This window comes from Salinimicrobium gaetbulicola (assembly GCF_042676025.1).
Classification (GTDB): domain Bacteria; phylum Bacteroidota; class Bacteroidia; order Flavobacteriales; family Flavobacteriaceae; genus Salinimicrobium; species Salinimicrobium gaetbulicola.
Genome location: NZ_JBHTJP010000035.1, coordinates 869243 through 883678 on the forward strand (window position 1 = coordinate 869243; position 14436 = coordinate 883678).

The following is a 14436-nucleotide window of genomic DNA, read 5'->3' on the forward strand; positions in this document are numbered from 1 at the left end:
ACTTTTAATGTAAAGAAATGAGAAAAAGACAGGCGAAAAAAAGGCCACTTTTACCAGATCCAAAGTTTAATGATCAGTTAGTGACGCGTTTTGTTAACATGATGATGTGGGATGGTAAAAAATCTGTTGCCTTCAAAGTTTTCTATGATGCAATCGCTATCGTAGAAGAGAAAAAACAGGACGAAGAAAAAACAGCTCTTGAGCTTTGGAAAGATGCTCTTTCTAATGTTATGCCTCACGTAGAAGTGCGTAGCCGTAGAGTAGGGGGTGCTACTTTTCAAATCCCAATGCAAATAAGACCAGACCGTAAAGTGTCAACTGCTATGAAGTGGTTGATTAGTTATGCTCGTAAGCGTAATGAGAAATCAATGGCCCAAAAATTAGCTGCCGAAGTTTTGGCTGCAGCTAAAGAAGAAGGAGCGGCTGTGAAGAAGAGGGTTGATACCCATAAGATGGCTGAAGCGAACAAAGCATTCTCTCACTTTAGATTCTAGAACATGGCACAAAGAGATTTAAAATTCACAAGAAATATTGGAATTGCTGCGCATATTGATGCCGGTAAAACGACGACGACAGAACGAATCCTTTTCTATACGGGAATCAGTCACAAAATTGGTGAGGTTCACGATGGTGCCGCAACTATGGACTGGATGGAGCAAGAGCAGGAGCGTGGTATTACAATTACCTCTGCTGCGACTCATTGTAAGTGGAATTACCGTGATCAGGAATATACTGTAAACATTATTGATACCCCGGGACACGTTGACTTTACTGTAGAGGTGGAGCGTTCTTTACGTGTGCTTGATGGTATGGTTGCTTTGTTTAGTGCGGTTGATGGGGTTGAGCCTCAGTCTGAGACTGTATGGAGACAAGCAGATAAATATAGAGTTCCTCGTTTAGGATTTGTAAATAAAATGGACCGTCAGGGATCTGACTTCTTTAACGTGTGTAATCAGGTTAGAGAAATGTTAGGTGGAAATCCTGTTCCATTGCAAATTCCAATTGGGGACGAGATTGATTTCAAAGGGGTTGTTGATTTGATTTCAAAGAAGGCAATCGTTTGGAATGAGGAGGACTACGGGATGACTTACGATACTATCGAAATTCCTGCGGAACTTGAAGAAGATGTAAATAAATATAGAGCTCAGTTAGTTGAGGCGGTTGCTGAATATGATGAGGCTCTTATGGAGAAGTTCTTTGAAGATGAGGACTCAATTACAGAAGACGAGATTATTGCTGCTTTAAGAGCTGCTACGATTGATATGTCTATTATCCCAATGATGTGTGGATCTGCCTTTAAAAATAAAGGAGTTCAGGCAATGTTGGACGCTGTAATGCGTTACCTTCCTTCTCCGGTAGATGTTGAGGCGATTGAAGGATTCAATCCTGATACTGATAAAGAGGAAAGCCGTAAGCCGAATGTGGATTCTCCATTCTCAGCTTTGGCATTTAAAATTGCTACCGATCCTTTCGTAGGGCGTTTGGCATTCTTTAGAGTTTATTCCGGAACACTTGACGCAGGATCATATGTGTTGAACAACCGTTCTGGTAAAAAAGAGCGTATTTCACGTATCTATCAGATGCACGCTAATAAACAGCAGCCAATCGATAAGATTGAAGCTGGGGATATTGGTGCAGCTGTTGGATTTAAAGATATTAAGACTGGAGATACTTTAACAGATGAGAAACACCCGATCATTCTTGAATCGATGTCTTTCCCTGATCCTGTAATTGGTATTTCTGTTGAGCCTAAAACTAAGGCTGATGTTGATAAAATGGGCATGGCTTTGGCGAAACTTGCTGAAGAAGATCCAACTTTCCAGGTTAAGACTGATGAAGCCTCTGGTCAAACTATCATTTCAGGAATGGGTGAGCTTCACCTTGAGATCCTTGTAGATCGTTTGAAAAGAGAATTCAAAGTTGAGGTTAACCAGGGTCAACCTCAGGTTGAGTACAAAGAAGCTGTTACTAAGACTGCAGATCACAGAGAGGTTTACAAGAAACAATCTGGTGGACGTGGTAAATTTGGTGATATCGTATTCAAATTAGGGCCTGCTGATGAAGATTTCAAAGGACCTGGTCTTCAGTTTGTTGATGAGATCAAAGGTGGTCGTATTCCTAAAGAATTTATTCCTTCAGTAGAAAAAGGTTTCAGAGAAGCTATGAAAAATGGACCTCTTGCAGGTTTCAACATGGATACTTTGAAAGTAAATCTTATTGATGGGTCTTTCCACCCTGTGGATTCTGATCAGCTTTCTTTCGAATTGGCTGCTAAAATGGGATATAAAGAAGCTGCTAAAAAAGCAGGTGCTGTTATCCTTGAGCCAATAATGAAAGTTGAAGTGGTTACTCCTGAAGAGAACATGGGGGATATAGTAGGAGATTTAAACAGACGTCGTGGACAGGTGAACAACATGTCTGACAGATCTGGAGCTAAAGTTATCAAAGCTGAAGTTCCGCTTTCTGAGATGTTTGGTTATGTAACTACTTTACGTACCCTTTCTTCCGGACGTGCAACTTCTACTATGGAATTTTCTCACTATGCTGAAACTCCTTCTAACGTTTCTGAAGAAGTGATTAAAGCAGCAAAAGGAGCTAACGATTAATTATCAGGAAAATGAGTCAAAAAATCAGAATAAAACTAAAATCTTACGATCATAACCTGGTAGATAAATCTGCCGAGAAAATCGTAAAAACCGTAAAAAGTACGGGTGCTGTGGTAACTGGGCCAATTCCATTGCCAACACACAAGAAGATATTTACTGTATTGCGTTCTCCGCACGTGAACAAAAAGTCTAGAGAACAATTTCAATTAAGCTCTTATAAGAGATTACTTGATATTTACAGTTCATCTTCTAAAACTATTGATGCCTTGATGAAACTTGAATTGCCAAGTGGAGTAGAGGTTGAGATTAAAGTGTGATGAAGCACTTGGTTGCGAATTAGGTTCGTGACCTATAACATGTCCCGAGCAGTTAGCAAGGGAAAAACGGAGAAAAATACATTCAGGATTGGAAGTGTTTTTCAATCCTGAATATTTTTAAATAAATAATTTAATAACTAATAATTAATTATGTCTGGGTTAATAGGAAAAAAGATTGGCATGACCAGCATTTTTGACGAGAACGGAAAGAACATTCCTTGTACCGTGATTGAAGCAGGACCATGCGTAATTACCCAAGTCAGAACCGAGGAGGTTGACGGGTACGAAGCTCTTCAACTTGGTTTCGATGACAAAAAGACTGCTAATAAAGCTGCCACTGGGCACGCTAAAAAAGCCGGAGCCGCAGCAATGCGCAAAGTCGTTGAATTCAAGGGATTTGAAGGAGAGCACAAATTAGGTGATACCATTACCGTTGAGCATTTTACTGAAGGCGAATTTGTAGACGTTTCCGGTATTTCAAAAGGTAAAGGTTTTCAAGGTGTTGTTAAGCGTCACGGATTTGGTGGTGTTGGACAAGCGACTCACGGTCAGCACAACCGTTTAAGAGCTCCAGGTTCTATTGGTGCTGCGTCATATCCTGCGAGAGTATTCAAAGGAATGCGTATGGCCGGAAGAATGGGTGGCGATAAAGTAAAAGTAGAAAACCTAAGAGTTTTGAAAGTGGTAGCTGATAAGAACTTGCTTGTTGTTAAAGGAGCGGTTCCAGGTCACAAAAACTCTTACGTAATCATTCAGAAGTAATGGAAGTAGCAGTTTTAGATATTAAAGGAAAAGAAACAGGTAGAAAGGCAAACCTTTCTGACGCTGTTTTTGCAGTAGAGCCTAATAACCATGCTGTTTATCTTGATGTAAAGCAATACCTGGCTAACCAACGTCAGGGAACGCATAAAGCGAAAGAGCGTGCAGAGATCGCAGGTTCAACTCGTAAGATCAAGAAACAAAAAGGTACCGGTACTGCCCGTGCGGGAAGTATCAAGTCTCCTATTTTTAAAGGAGGGGGTAGAGTTTTTGGTCCAAGACCAAGAAACTACTCGTTCAAATTGAACAAAAACCTGAAGAGACTGGCAAGAAAATCTGCCTTGTCTATGAAGGCGAATGACAACTCTATTATGGTTGTGGAAGATTTTTCTTTCGATGCTCCAAAGACTAAGAATTTCATTGATGTATTGAAAGCCTTAGGGTTAGAAGGGAAAAAATCTTTGATAGTGTTGGGTGACTCAAATAAAAACGTATATTTGTCGTCACGCAATTTAAAGACCTCTGAGGTTGTAAGTAGCTCAGAATTAAGCACTTACAAAATTTTAAATGCAAATAATATTGTGTTTTTAGAGGGGTCTCTAGAAGGAATTGAGTCGAATTTAAGTAAATAAGCATTATGAGTATCTTAATAAAACCTATTATTACAGAGAAGGCCACAGCAGATAGCGAGCTTAATAACAAGTACGCTTTTGTGGTTGATAATAAGGCGAATAAGATTGAAATTAAAGACGCAGTTGAGTCTGCTTATGGTGTTTCAGTTACTAAAGTTCGTACTATTAATGTCCGCCCAGACAGAAAAACCCGTTACACAAAGACGGGTGTTGTTACTGGTAAAACCAGTGCTTTCAAAAAAGCGCTAGTACAGGTGGCGGAAGGTGAAACTATTGATTTGTATAGTAATCTCTAAGATTAAAAAATGTCAGTTAGAAAATTAAAACCGATCACCCCTGGTCAGCGATTTAGAGTAGTAAACGGATTTGACGCGATTACTACTGATAAGCCGGAGAAGAGTTTATTGGCTCCGAACAAAAGATCAGGAGGTAGAAACAGTCAAGGAAAAATGACCATGCGCTATATTGGTGGTGGTCATAAAAAGCGTTACAGGATCATCGATTTCAAAAGAGACAAACAGGGAATCCCTGCTACTGTCGCTACTATTGAGTATGATCCAAACAGAACTGCTTTTATCGCGCTATTGAATTATCAAGATGGTGAGAAACGATATATTATTGCTCAGAATGGACTTCAGGTTGGGCAAAATGTAGTATCTACTGCTGATGCTGGTGCTCCTGAAATTGGGAACGCTATGCCATTGGCAAATATTCCATTGGGTACTATTATCTCTTGTATTGAGTTGAGACCTGGACAGGGAGCTGTAATGGCTCGTTCTGCTGGTGCTTTTGCTCAGTTAATGGCGAGAGAAGGAAAATACGCAACTATCAAATTGCCTTCTGGTGAAATCAGAAGAGTATTAGCTAGCTGTATTGCTACTATTGGTGCTGTTTCAAACAGTGATCACCAGTTGTTAGTATCAGGTAAGGCTGGTAGAAAGAGATGGTTGGGTAGAAGACCAAGAACAAGACCGGTAGTGATGAACCCTGTTGATCACCCAATGGGTGGTGGTGAAGGACGTTCTTCCGGAGGTCACCCACGTTCTAGAAAAGGTTTACCTGCTAAAGGATTCAGAACCCGCTCTAAAACGAAGTCGAGTAATAAGTATATTGTAGAACGTAGAAAGAAATAATAAGATATGGCACGTTCATTAAAAAAAGGACCTTACGTTCACTATAAGTTAGAGCAAAAAGTTGCTCAGAACACAGAGTCTGGGAAAAAAGCGGTTATTAAGACCTGGTCAAGGGCTTCAATGATCACTCCTGATTTTGTAGGGCAAACTATCGCTGTGCACAACGGACGTCAATTCGTTCCTGTGTATGTTACTGAGAACATGGTAGGTCACAAATTAGGTGAATTTTCACCAACAAGATCTTTTAGAGGTCATGCTGGTGCTAAAAATAAAGGTAAAAAATAATTGAAGCTATGGGAGTTCGTAAAAGAGAAAGAGCAGAGCAAACGAAAGAAGCTAAGAAGCAGATAGCTTTTGCTAAACTGAATAACTGCCCTACTTCGCCAAGAAAAATGCGCTTAGTGGCGGATTTGGTTCGTGGTGAAAAAGTAGAAAAAGCGCTTCATATTTTGAAATTCAATTCTAAGCATGCGTCTAAAAGTTTGGAAAAACTTTTGTTGTCAGCTATTGCTAACTGGCAAGCTAAAAACGAAGATGCAAGCATTGAGGATGCTGAATTGTTTGTAAAAGAGATTCGTGTAGATGGCGGAAGTATGTTGAAGAGACTTCGTCCGGCACCACAGGGTCGCGCACATAGAATTAGAAAGCGTTCCAATCACGTTACTATAGTGCTTGGGGCTAACAATAATACACAAAGCTAAGTAAGAGTATGGGACAGAAAACAAATCCAATCGGGAATCGCCTTGGTATCATTAGAGGATGGGAATCCAACTGGTACGGAGGAAATGACTACGGCGATAAATTAGCCGAAGACGATAAGATTAGAAAATATATCCATGCTCGTCTTTCTAAAGCGAGTGTATCCAGAGTAATTATTGAGCGTACGCTTAAACTTGTAACCGTTACTATCACCACAGCCCGTCCTGGTATCATTATTGGTAAAGGCGGTCAGGAGGTAGACAAGTTGAAAGAAGAGCTTAAGAAAATTACCGACAAGGAAGTTCAGATCAACATCTTTGAAATCAAAAGGCCAGAACTTGACGCTCATTTAGTAGCTTCTAGTGTTGCAAGACAAATTGAGAATCGTATCTCTTACCGTCGTGCAATTAAAATGGCTATTGCGGCTGCAATGAGAATGAATGCTGAAGGAATCAAAATCGAAATTTCAGGTCGTTTAAACGGGGCTGAGATGGCGCGTTCAGAATCATACAAAGATGGTCGTATTCCATTGTCAACATTTAGAGCCGATATTGACTATGCTTTAGTTGAAGCCCACACTACTTATGGTAGATTGGGTATTAAAGTATGGATCATGAAAGGTGAGGTATACGGTAAAAGAGAGCTTTCTCCACTTGTTGGCATGGCCAAAAAACAAGGAGGAAAATCCGGTGCCGGACGAGGTGGTGCTAACAAATCACGTCGTAGAAAGTAATTTTTTAAAGTAAAGAAAAATGTTACAGCCTAAAAGAACAAAATATCGCAAAATGCAAAAGGGCCGCATGAAGGGAAATGCTCAAAGAGGGCATAGACTTTCAAATGGAACTTTTGGGATCAAGTCTTTAGACTCAAATTTTGTGACTGCAAGACAAATAGAAGCTGCGCGTATTGCCGCTACTCGTTATATGAAAAGGGAAGGTTCACTTTGGATTAAGATATTTCCAGACAAGCCTATCACTAAGAAACCTCTTGAGGTACGTATGGGTAAAGGTAAAGGTGCCGTTGAATATTGGGCAGCAGTTGTAAAACCTGGAAGAATACTTTTTGAAATAGGGGGAGTACCTTTTGATGTTGCAAAAGAGGCATTGCGTCTTGCAGCTCAAAAACTACCTGTGAAAACTAAGTTCATTGTAGCTAGAGATTATCAAGCTTAATAAGACACGTTATGAAACAATCAGAAGTAAGAGAATTGTCTGTAGCAGAATTACAGGAAGAACTTGGTAAGTCAAGGAAAGCATATTCCGATCTAAAAATGGCTCACGCAGTATCGCCATTAGAGAACCCAATACAGTTGAGAACTGTAAGAAGATCTATAGCGCGTATTGCTACAGAGTTAACTAAAAGAGAACAACAATAAGTGTTATTCTGCTGAAAATGGAAAAAAGAAACTTAAGAAAAGAACGTATAGGTGTTGTTACCAGTAATAAGATGATGAAATCTATTGTGGTTTCTGAAACTAAAAAAGTAAAACACCCCATGTATGGAAAGTTCGTTTTGAAAACGAAGAAATACGTGGCACACGACGAAACAAACGACTGTAACATTGGAGATACTGTAAGGATCATGGAAACTCGTCCTTTGAGTAAATCTAAATGTTGGAGATTAGTAGAAATAATTGAAAGAGCGAAGTAATTATGGTACAACAAGAGTCTAGATTAAGAGTTGCTGACAATACCGGAGCTAAAGAAGTTTTAGTGATTCGTGTATTGGGTGGTACAAAGAAGAGATACGCTTCTGTTGGAGACAAAATAGTTGTCAGTGTAAAAGAAGCTACACCTAATGGAAACGTGAAAAAAGGTGCAGTTTCAACAGCAGTTGTTGTTCGTACCAAAAAAGAAGTGCGTAGACCAGACGGATCTTATATCCGTTTTGACGACAACGCGTGTGTTCTTCTTAACCCAACCGGGGAAATGAGAGGAACTCGTGTTTTTGGTCCTGTAGCACGTGAACTTCGTGATAAGCAATTCATGAAGATTGTATCATTAGCACCAGAAGTGCTTTAATACAGATAATAAAATGAAAAAGCTTAAAATAAAAACAGGAGATACTGTAAGAGTTACTGCCGGTGATCATAAAGGTCAAGAAGGAAAAGTAATGCAGGTGATCCTGGAGAAGAATAAAGCAATTGTGGAAGGTGTGAACATGGTTTCCAAACATGAGAAGCCAAGTGCTGCCAATCCACAAGGAGGAATCAAAAAGAAGGAAGCTCCTATTCATATTTCCAACTTGTCTCTTATTGACAAAAATGGTGAAACCACCAGAGTTGGTTATAGAGAAGAGGATGGGAAGAAAGTAAGGTTTTCCAAAAAATCTAATGAAGTAATTTAGTTATGGCGTACGTACCAAGACTTAAACAAGAGTATAAAGAGAGAATTATCTCTGCTCTTACAGAAGAATTCAGCTACTCTAACGTAATGGAAGTTCCAAAACTTCAGAAAATAGTTTTGAGCCGTGGAGTTGGAGCCGCTGTAGCAGATAAGAAACTTATTGACCATGCTGTAGATGAATTAACAGCTATCACCGGTCAAAAAGCCGTTGCGACCATTTCTAAAAAAGACGTTGCTTCTTTCAAACTTCGTAAAGGGATGCCAATTGGGGCGAAAGTTACTCTACGAGGAGAAAGAATGTATGAATTTTTGGATCGTTTGATCACTTCAGCACTTCCACGAGTTCGTGATTTTGGAGGGATTAAAGCAACCGGTTTTGACGGAAGAGGAAACTACAACCTTGGTGTTACCGAGCAGATCATTTTCCCTGAGATCGATATTGATAAGGTGAACAGAATTAATGGTATGGACATTACTTTTGTTACTTCTGCCAATACCGACAAAGAAGCAAAATCGTTGTTAACTGAACTAGGATTACCTTTTAAAAAGAATTAATTATGGCTAAAGAATCAATGAAAGCCCGTGAGGTGAAGAGACAAAAATTGGTAGATAAGTATGCTGAAAAGCGCAAGGCCTTGAAAGAAGCCGGTGACTACGAAGCACTACAAAAATTACCAAAGAATGCCTCTCCAGTTCGTTTGCACAACCGTTGTAAATTAACCGGAAGACCTAGAGGGTATATGAGACAATTCGGAATTTCTCGTGTAACATTCAGAGAAATGGCGAACAACGGATTAATTCCTGGGGTTAAGAAAGCTAGTTGGTAGAATTATAAATTGGATGAAGGTTCGGGTGTTCCGAAAACCACTTCCGCAAATTGAAATAGATGAATACAGATCCTATTGCAGATTATTTAACAAGAATTAGAAACGCGGTAGCGGCTAACCACAGAGTGGTCGAGATTCCGGCTTCTAATCTTAAAAAGGAAATAACAAAGATTTTATTCGACCAGGGATATATTCTTAGTTACAAGTTTGATGACTCATCCGCTCAGGGAAGCATCAAAATCGCTCTTAAGTATGACAAATACACCAAAGAGCCTGTGATCAAGAAAATTCAGCGAATAAGTAAACCTGGTTTACGTAAGTATGCCGGTGCCAACGAGCTACCTCGAATCTTAAATGGTTTAGGTATTGCAATTGTTTCTACTTCTCACGGTGTGATGACTGGAAAACAAGCGCAGCAAGAAAAAGTTGGTGGTGAGGTATTGTGCTACGTTTACTAATATTTAAAGACGAAACGAAATGTCAAGAATAGGTAAAAGCCCGATCACAATTCCCGAAGGTGTTACAGTAGACCTGAAAGACGGAGTTGTTACGGTAAAAGGAAAATTAGGAGAACTTACTCAAAAGATCGAAGACATCGATGTGAAAATCGAAGACGGAGTGATCACTTTTGAGCGTGCTTCAGATAAAAAAGATCTTAAGGCAAAACATGGTTTATACCGTGCTTTGATCAGTAACATGATCGAAGGTGTGTCTAACGGCTACACGAAAGAGCTGGAATTAGTTGGTGTTGGTTACAGAGCTTCTCACCAGGGTCAAAAATTAGACCTTGCAGTTGGGTTCTCTCACAACATTGTATTAGATTTGGCCCCTGAAATTAAAGTGGAGACAATTTCTGATAAAGGTAAAAACCCTATCGTGAAATTGACTTCTTACGATAAGCAATTGGTAGGCCAGGTAGCTGCGAAAATTCGTTCTTTCAGAGCACCAGAACCTTACAAAGGAAAAGGTATTAAGTTCAAAGGAGAGCAATTAAGAAGAAAAGCAGGTAAATCAGCTTAATAAGTTTAGTTATGGCAGTGTCAAAACAAGATAGAAGAAATAAGATTAAGAAGAGAATCCGTAAGGATATCGTTGGTACTGGAGCCCGTCCAAGATTATCAGTATTTAGAAGTAATAAAGAAATTTATGCTCAAATAGTGAATGACGTGGATGGAACCACTATGGTTGCCGCTTCTTCAAGAGATAAAGATGTTGCTTCTCCAGAAGTAAACAAGAAAGAACAGGCAGCTTTAGTTGGAAAAGCTATTGCAGAAAAAGCCTTGAAAGCCGGAATAGAAACCATTTCTTTTGATAGAAGCGGTTACTTATATCACGGAAGAGTAAAATCATTAGCAGAAGGTGCTCGCGAAGGAGGACTTAAATTCTAGAAGATATGTATCAGGATTATAAAAACGTAGAACTTGTAAAGCCGGGTGGACTTGAATTAAAGGATCGTCTGGTTGGTGTACAACGTGTTACTAAGGTTACAAAAGGTGGTAGAGCTTTTGGTTTTTCTGCTATTGTAGTTGTAGGTGATGAAAACGGGGTTGTTGGCCACGGGTTAGGAAAATCTAAAGAGGTAGCAGATGCTATTTCAAAAGCAGTAGAAGACGCAAAGAAAAACTTGGTACGTATCCCTTTGAATAAGGGTACGCTACCTCACGAGCAAAAAGGGAAATATGGAGGTGCAAGAGTTATGTTGTTGCCTGCAGCTCCCGGTACCGGAGTAATTGCCGGTGGTGCGATTCGTGCGGTACTTGAATCTGTTGGAGTACATGATGTACTTTCAAAGAACCAGGGGTCTTCAAACCCACACAATGTGGTAAAAGCGACTTTTGATGCTTTATTGCAATTGAGAAGTGCCGAAACTGTTGCTAAACAGCGTGGTATTTCACTTGAAAAGGTTTTTAAAGGATAATAACAAGGAAAAATGGGAAAGATTAAAGTTACTCAGGTAAAAAGTGCAATCAAACGCACTCAAAACCAAAAACGTACTTTGGAAGCACTTGGCCTTAAGAAAATAGGTCAAACTGTGGAGCACGAGAATACGCCAAACATCCTTGGTATGGTAAGTAAAGTAAAACACTTAGTTTCCTCTGAGGAAACCAAATAATAAATTCACATGGATTTAAGTAACTTAAAACCTGCAAAAGGTTCAGTTCAAAGTAACAATAAGCGTGTTGGTCGCGGTGAAGGATCTGGGAAAGGTGGTACAGCCACTCGTGGTCACAAAGGTGCCAAATCACGTTCTGGTTACTCTAGAAAAATAGGATTTGAAGGTGGTCAAATGCCACTTCAAAGACGTGTGCCTAAATTCGGGTTTACTAACATTAACCGTAAAGAATATCAGGGAATAAACCTTGATACTCTTCAAAGATTGGTTGATGAAGGTAAGATCAATGATACTGTTGATATGGCAGTATTGGTTGAAAACGGATTGGCCGGTAAAAACGAATTAGTTAAGATATTAGGTAGAGGAGAATTAAAAGCTAAGTTGAAAATATCTGTTCATAAATTTACTGCCTCAGCGAAGCAAGCTATTGAAGCTGCAGGAGGTGAAGCTGTTACTTTATAATAGATAAGCAATGAAATTCATCAATACAATTAAGAATATCTGGAAAATCGAGGAGCTAAAAAACAGAATTTTAGTGACCCTCGGTTTGTTGTTGGTGTATCGTTTTGGAGCACAAGTTGTGCTTCCTGGGATTGATGCGTCTCAATTAGCTAATTTATCTTCTCAAACTGATGGTGGCCTTTTAGGTCTTCTAAATGCATTTACAGGAGGAGCATTTTCGAATGCTTCTGTATTTGCACTTGGTATTATGCCGTATATCTCTGCTTCCATTGTGGTGCAATTGATGGGAATCGCGGTTCCTTATCTTCAGAAACTTCAAAAAGAAGGAGAGAGCGGGAGAAGAAGAATCAATCAAATTACACGTTGGTTGACGATCGCAATTACCCTTGTTCAAGGGCCTGGTTATATTTATAACCTTTTTGCGACACTTCCATCAAGTGCGTTCTTGATCGACAGTAATGTAACTTTCGTTGTATCTTCTGTGATCATCCTGGCTACAGGTACGATCTTTGCGATGTGGTTAGGTGAAAAGATCACTGATAAAGGTATTGGTAATGGTATTTCCTTATTAATTATGGTAGGTATCATTGCAACCTTGCCTCAGGCGTTCATTCAGGAATTTGTATCCAGAGTATTCGAATCCAATGGAGGTCTTATTATGATCTTAATTGAATTAGTGATTTGGTTCACTATCATCCTTGGAAGTGTTATGTTGGTGATGGCTGTGAGACAAATACCGGTTCAATATGCCAGAAGAACTGCTTCTGGTGGTTATGAAAAAAACGTATTTGGTTCAAGACAATACATTCCTCTTAAGTTAAACGCTTCAGGGGTAATGCCGATTATCTTCGCTCAGGCGATCATGTTTATTCCGGCTGCGGTAGCAGGACTTTCACAGTCTGAAACTGCTCAGGGAGTGACTGCCGCTTTTAGTGATATATTCGGATTTTGGTATAATCTGGTGTTCGCGTTGTTAATCATTATTTTTACGTACTTTTACACCGCGATTACAGTGCCTACCAATAAAATGGCTGATGATTTGAAGCGAAGTGGAGGTTTCATTCCTGGGATTCGTCCGGGGACTGAGACAGCTGAATTTTTAGACAGAATTATGTCGCAAATTACCCTTCCGGGTTCTATATTTCTAGCGATTATCGCAGTGTTCCCTGCGATCATTGTTTCACTGCTTGGAGTGCAGCAAGGATGGGCTTTGTTTTTCGGCGGTACGTCGTTATTGATCATGGTAGGAGTTGCAATTGATACTATGCAACAGGTAAATTCTTACTTGTTGAATAGACACTATGATGGTTTAATGAAAACCGGTAAAAACAGAAAAGCAGTAGCATAATATGGCAAAACAACCGGCGATAGAACAAGATGGAACAATCATTGAAGCATTGTCAAATGCTATGTTCCGAGTGGAATTAGAGAATGGTCATGTAGTGACCGCACATATTTCAGGTAAAATGCGAATGCATTATATTAAGTTATTGCCTGGGGACAAAGTGAAATTAGAAATGAGCCCTTATGATTTATCTAAGGCTCGAATAACTTACAGATACTAATAACTATGAAAGTTAGAGCATCAATTAAAAAAAGAAGTGCCGAGTGCAAGATTGTGCGTAGAAAAGGCAGACTTTACGTAATTAACAAAAAGAATCCAAAATTTAAACAAAGACAAGGGTAGTTATGGCTAGAATTGCAGGTGTTGATATACCAAAACAAAAGCGAGGCGTTATAGCATTGACCTATATCTTCGGAATTGGAAAGAGCAGAGCTCAGGAAATTCTTAAGGAAGCCAACGTAGAAGAAGGGAAAAAAGTTTCAGACTGGAACGATGACGAGATCGGAAGAATCCGTGAGGCTGTTGGTGAATATAAGATCGAAGGAGAATTACGTTCAGAAGTTCAATTGAGCATTAAGCGATTAATGGATATTGGAAGTTATAGAGGGATTCGTCACAGAGCGGGACTACCGTTAAGAGGACAAAGAACCAAGAATAACTCCAGAACTAGAAAAGGAAGAAGAAAAACAGTTGCTAACAAGAAGAAAGCAACTAAATAATAAGTAGGATGGCAAAAGCAAAAGCAACTCAAAAGAAGCGTAAAGTTAATGTTGAGTCTATTGGAGAAGCGCATGTTACTGCTTCTTTCAACAACATTATTATTTCGTTAACGAACAAGAAAGGTGACGTTATTTCTTGGTCTTCTGCCGGTAAAATGGGCTTTAGAGGATCTAAGAAAAACACCCCTTATGCAGCTCAGTTAGCTGCTGAAGATGCGTCTAAAGTAGCTCATGAAGCTGGTTTACGCAAAGTGAAAGTATATGTGAAAGGACCGGGTAATGGTAGAGAATCTGCTATTAGATCCCTTCACAATGCAGGAATTGAAGTAACTGAGATCATCGATGTTACTCCATTACCACACAACGGATGTCGTCCTCCTAAAAGACGTAGAGTTTAATTAATAAGTATAAATAATAGGGAAGGGTTAACGGTTATCGAAGGACAGACCTTAATTCATAACCACCTTCTGTTAAATCAA

General features: G+C 39.5%; 28 protein-coding genes. All 28 read left to right on the forward strand.

Going from position 1 to position 14436, the window contains the following annotated elements; genetic code table 11:
- Positions 1-17: 17 nt before the first annotated feature.
- The 28 genes from rpsG (at position 18) to rpsK (ending at position 14355) form a co-directional block, all read left to right on the forward strand.
- Positions 18-494, forward strand: a complete 477-nt coding sequence (gene rpsG, locus ACFQ1G_RS13230; RefSeq protein WP_093113477.1) for a 30S ribosomal protein S7 — start codon at positions 18-20, stop codon at positions 492-494.
- Between the two features lie 3 nt (positions 495-497).
- Positions 498-2606 (forward strand): elongation factor G, encoded by a 2109-nt coding sequence (gene fusA, locus ACFQ1G_RS13235; protein WP_380740301.1) that lies wholly within the window; start codon positions 498-500, stop codon positions 2604-2606.
- 11 nt (positions 2607-2617) lie between these two features.
- Positions 2618-2923 carry a 30S ribosomal protein S10 gene (rpsJ, locus tag ACFQ1G_RS13240; RefSeq protein WP_010181931.1) on the forward strand — a complete coding sequence of 102 codons (306 nt, stop codon included), beginning with the start codon at positions 2618-2620 and terminating at the stop codon, positions 2921-2923.
- Between the two features lie 150 nt (positions 2924-3073).
- Complete coding sequence (rplC, locus tag ACFQ1G_RS13245) at positions 3074-3685, forward strand: 50S ribosomal protein L3 (protein WP_380740303.1); 612 nt, start codon at positions 3074-3076, stop codon at positions 3683-3685.
- Positions 3685-4314, forward strand: a complete 630-nt coding sequence (gene rplD, locus ACFQ1G_RS13250; protein ID WP_380740305.1) for a 50S ribosomal protein L4 — start codon at positions 3685-3687, stop codon at positions 4312-4314. The genes rplC and rplD overlap by 1 nt, the downstream gene beginning before the upstream one ends.
- Before the next feature lie 5 nt (positions 4315-4319).
- Complete coding sequence (gene rplW / locus ACFQ1G_RS13255; RefSeq protein ID WP_228915699.1) at positions 4320-4610, forward strand: 50S ribosomal protein L23; 291 nt, start codon at positions 4320-4322, stop codon at positions 4608-4610.
- A 9-nt stretch (positions 4611-4619) separates the two neighbouring features.
- Positions 4620-5447, forward strand: coding sequence for a 50S ribosomal protein L2 (gene rplB / locus ACFQ1G_RS13260; RefSeq protein ID WP_380740307.1), 828 nt, complete (start codon positions 4620-4622; stop codon positions 5445-5447).
- A 6-nt stretch (positions 5448-5453) separates the two neighbouring features.
- Entirely contained in the window at positions 5454-5732 is a 279-nt protein-coding gene (rpsS, locus tag ACFQ1G_RS13265; RefSeq protein WP_380740309.1) for a 30S ribosomal protein S19, read from the forward strand.
- Positions 5733-5740: 8 nt separating this feature from the next.
- The gene (gene rplV / locus ACFQ1G_RS13270) at positions 5741-6148 is read left to right on the forward strand and encodes a 50S ribosomal protein L22 (RefSeq protein ID WP_380740311.1); all 408 of its coding nucleotides are present in this window, start codon (positions 5741-5743) and stop codon (positions 6146-6148) included.
- An 8-nt stretch (positions 6149-6156) separates the two neighbouring features.
- Positions 6157-6879 (forward strand): 30S ribosomal protein S3, encoded by a 723-nt coding sequence (gene rpsC / locus ACFQ1G_RS13275; RefSeq protein ID WP_380740313.1) that lies wholly within the window; start codon positions 6157-6159, stop codon positions 6877-6879.
- A gap of 19 nt (positions 6880-6898) precedes the next feature.
- The gene (rplP, locus tag ACFQ1G_RS13280; protein WP_380740314.1) at positions 6899-7318 is read left to right on the forward strand and encodes a 50S ribosomal protein L16; all 420 of its coding nucleotides are present in this window, start codon (positions 6899-6901) and stop codon (positions 7316-7318) included.
- An 11-nt stretch (positions 7319-7329) separates the two neighbouring features.
- A complete protein-coding gene (gene rpmC, locus ACFQ1G_RS13285; RefSeq protein WP_097056535.1) occupies positions 7330-7521 on the forward strand; it encodes a 50S ribosomal protein L29 in 192 nt (63 codons plus the stop codon).
- A 17-nt stretch (positions 7522-7538) separates the two neighbouring features.
- Positions 7539-7796, forward strand: coding sequence for a 30S ribosomal protein S17 (rpsQ, locus tag ACFQ1G_RS13290; RefSeq protein ID WP_093113468.1), 258 nt, complete (start codon positions 7539-7541; stop codon positions 7794-7796).
- 2 nt (positions 7797-7798) lie between these two features.
- Positions 7799-8167, forward strand: coding sequence for a 50S ribosomal protein L14 (gene rplN, locus ACFQ1G_RS13295; RefSeq protein WP_093113467.1), 369 nt, complete (start codon positions 7799-7801; stop codon positions 8165-8167).
- Positions 8168-8180: 13 nt separating this feature from the next.
- The gene (rplX, locus tag ACFQ1G_RS13300; protein ID WP_380740317.1) at positions 8181-8492 is read left to right on the forward strand and encodes a 50S ribosomal protein L24; all 312 of its coding nucleotides are present in this window, start codon (positions 8181-8183) and stop codon (positions 8490-8492) included.
- A 2-nt stretch (positions 8493-8494) separates the two neighbouring features.
- A complete protein-coding gene (gene rplE, locus ACFQ1G_RS13305) occupies positions 8495-9046 on the forward strand; it encodes a 50S ribosomal protein L5 (RefSeq protein WP_380740319.1) in 552 nt (183 codons plus the stop codon).
- A gap of 2 nt (positions 9047-9048) precedes the next feature.
- Positions 9049-9318, forward strand: a complete 270-nt coding sequence (gene rpsN / locus ACFQ1G_RS13310) for a 30S ribosomal protein S14 (protein WP_380740321.1) — start codon at positions 9049-9051, stop codon at positions 9316-9318.
- A gap of 59 nt (positions 9319-9377) precedes the next feature.
- Positions 9378-9776 (forward strand): 30S ribosomal protein S8, encoded by a 399-nt coding sequence (rpsH, locus tag ACFQ1G_RS13315; protein WP_380740323.1) that lies wholly within the window; start codon positions 9378-9380, stop codon positions 9774-9776.
- Between the two features lie 19 nt (positions 9777-9795).
- Positions 9796-10338, forward strand: a complete 543-nt coding sequence (gene rplF / locus ACFQ1G_RS13320; protein ID WP_380740325.1) for a 50S ribosomal protein L6 — start codon at positions 9796-9798, stop codon at positions 10336-10338.
- Positions 10339-10349: 11 nt separating this feature from the next.
- Positions 10350-10706 carry a 50S ribosomal protein L18 gene (gene rplR / locus ACFQ1G_RS13325; RefSeq protein ID WP_380740327.1) on the forward strand — a complete coding sequence of 119 codons (357 nt, stop codon included), beginning with the start codon at positions 10350-10352 and terminating at the stop codon, positions 10704-10706.
- Positions 10707-10711: 5 nt separating this feature from the next.
- Positions 10712-11236, forward strand: a complete 525-nt coding sequence (gene rpsE, locus ACFQ1G_RS13330; protein ID WP_029037144.1) for a 30S ribosomal protein S5 — start codon at positions 10712-10714, stop codon at positions 11234-11236.
- Positions 11237-11248: 12 nt separating this feature from the next.
- Positions 11249-11431, forward strand: coding sequence for a 50S ribosomal protein L30 (gene rpmD / locus ACFQ1G_RS13335; RefSeq protein WP_380740330.1), 183 nt, complete (start codon positions 11249-11251; stop codon positions 11429-11431).
- A gap of 9 nt (positions 11432-11440) precedes the next feature.
- Positions 11441-11893: a 50S ribosomal protein L15 gene (gene rplO, locus ACFQ1G_RS13340; RefSeq protein WP_380740332.1), complete on the forward strand. Its 453-nt coding sequence runs from the start codon at positions 11441-11443 to the stop codon at positions 11891-11893.
- 10 nt (positions 11894-11903) lie between these two features.
- Positions 11904-13241: a preprotein translocase subunit SecY gene (gene secY / locus ACFQ1G_RS13345; RefSeq protein WP_380740334.1), complete on the forward strand. Its 1338-nt coding sequence runs from the start codon at positions 11904-11906 to the stop codon at positions 13239-13241.
- Position 13242: 1 nt separating this feature from the next.
- Complete coding sequence (gene infA, locus ACFQ1G_RS13350) at positions 13243-13458, forward strand: translation initiation factor IF-1 (protein ID WP_013073244.1); 216 nt, start codon at positions 13243-13245, stop codon at positions 13456-13458.
- A gap of 5 nt (positions 13459-13463) precedes the next feature.
- On the forward strand, positions 13464-13580 hold the full coding sequence (gene ykgO, locus ACFQ1G_RS13355) for a type B 50S ribosomal protein L36 (RefSeq protein WP_037325435.1): 117 nt from the start codon (positions 13464-13466) through the stop codon (positions 13578-13580).
- 2 nt (positions 13581-13582) lie between these two features.
- On the forward strand, positions 13583-13957 hold the full coding sequence (rpsM, locus tag ACFQ1G_RS13360; protein ID WP_380740337.1) for a 30S ribosomal protein S13: 375 nt from the start codon (positions 13583-13585) through the stop codon (positions 13955-13957).
- 8 nt (positions 13958-13965) lie between these two features.
- Positions 13966-14355 (forward strand): 30S ribosomal protein S11, encoded by a 390-nt coding sequence (rpsK, locus tag ACFQ1G_RS13365; RefSeq protein WP_029037149.1) that lies wholly within the window; start codon positions 13966-13968, stop codon positions 14353-14355.
- Positions 14356-14436: the final 81 nt, after the last annotated feature.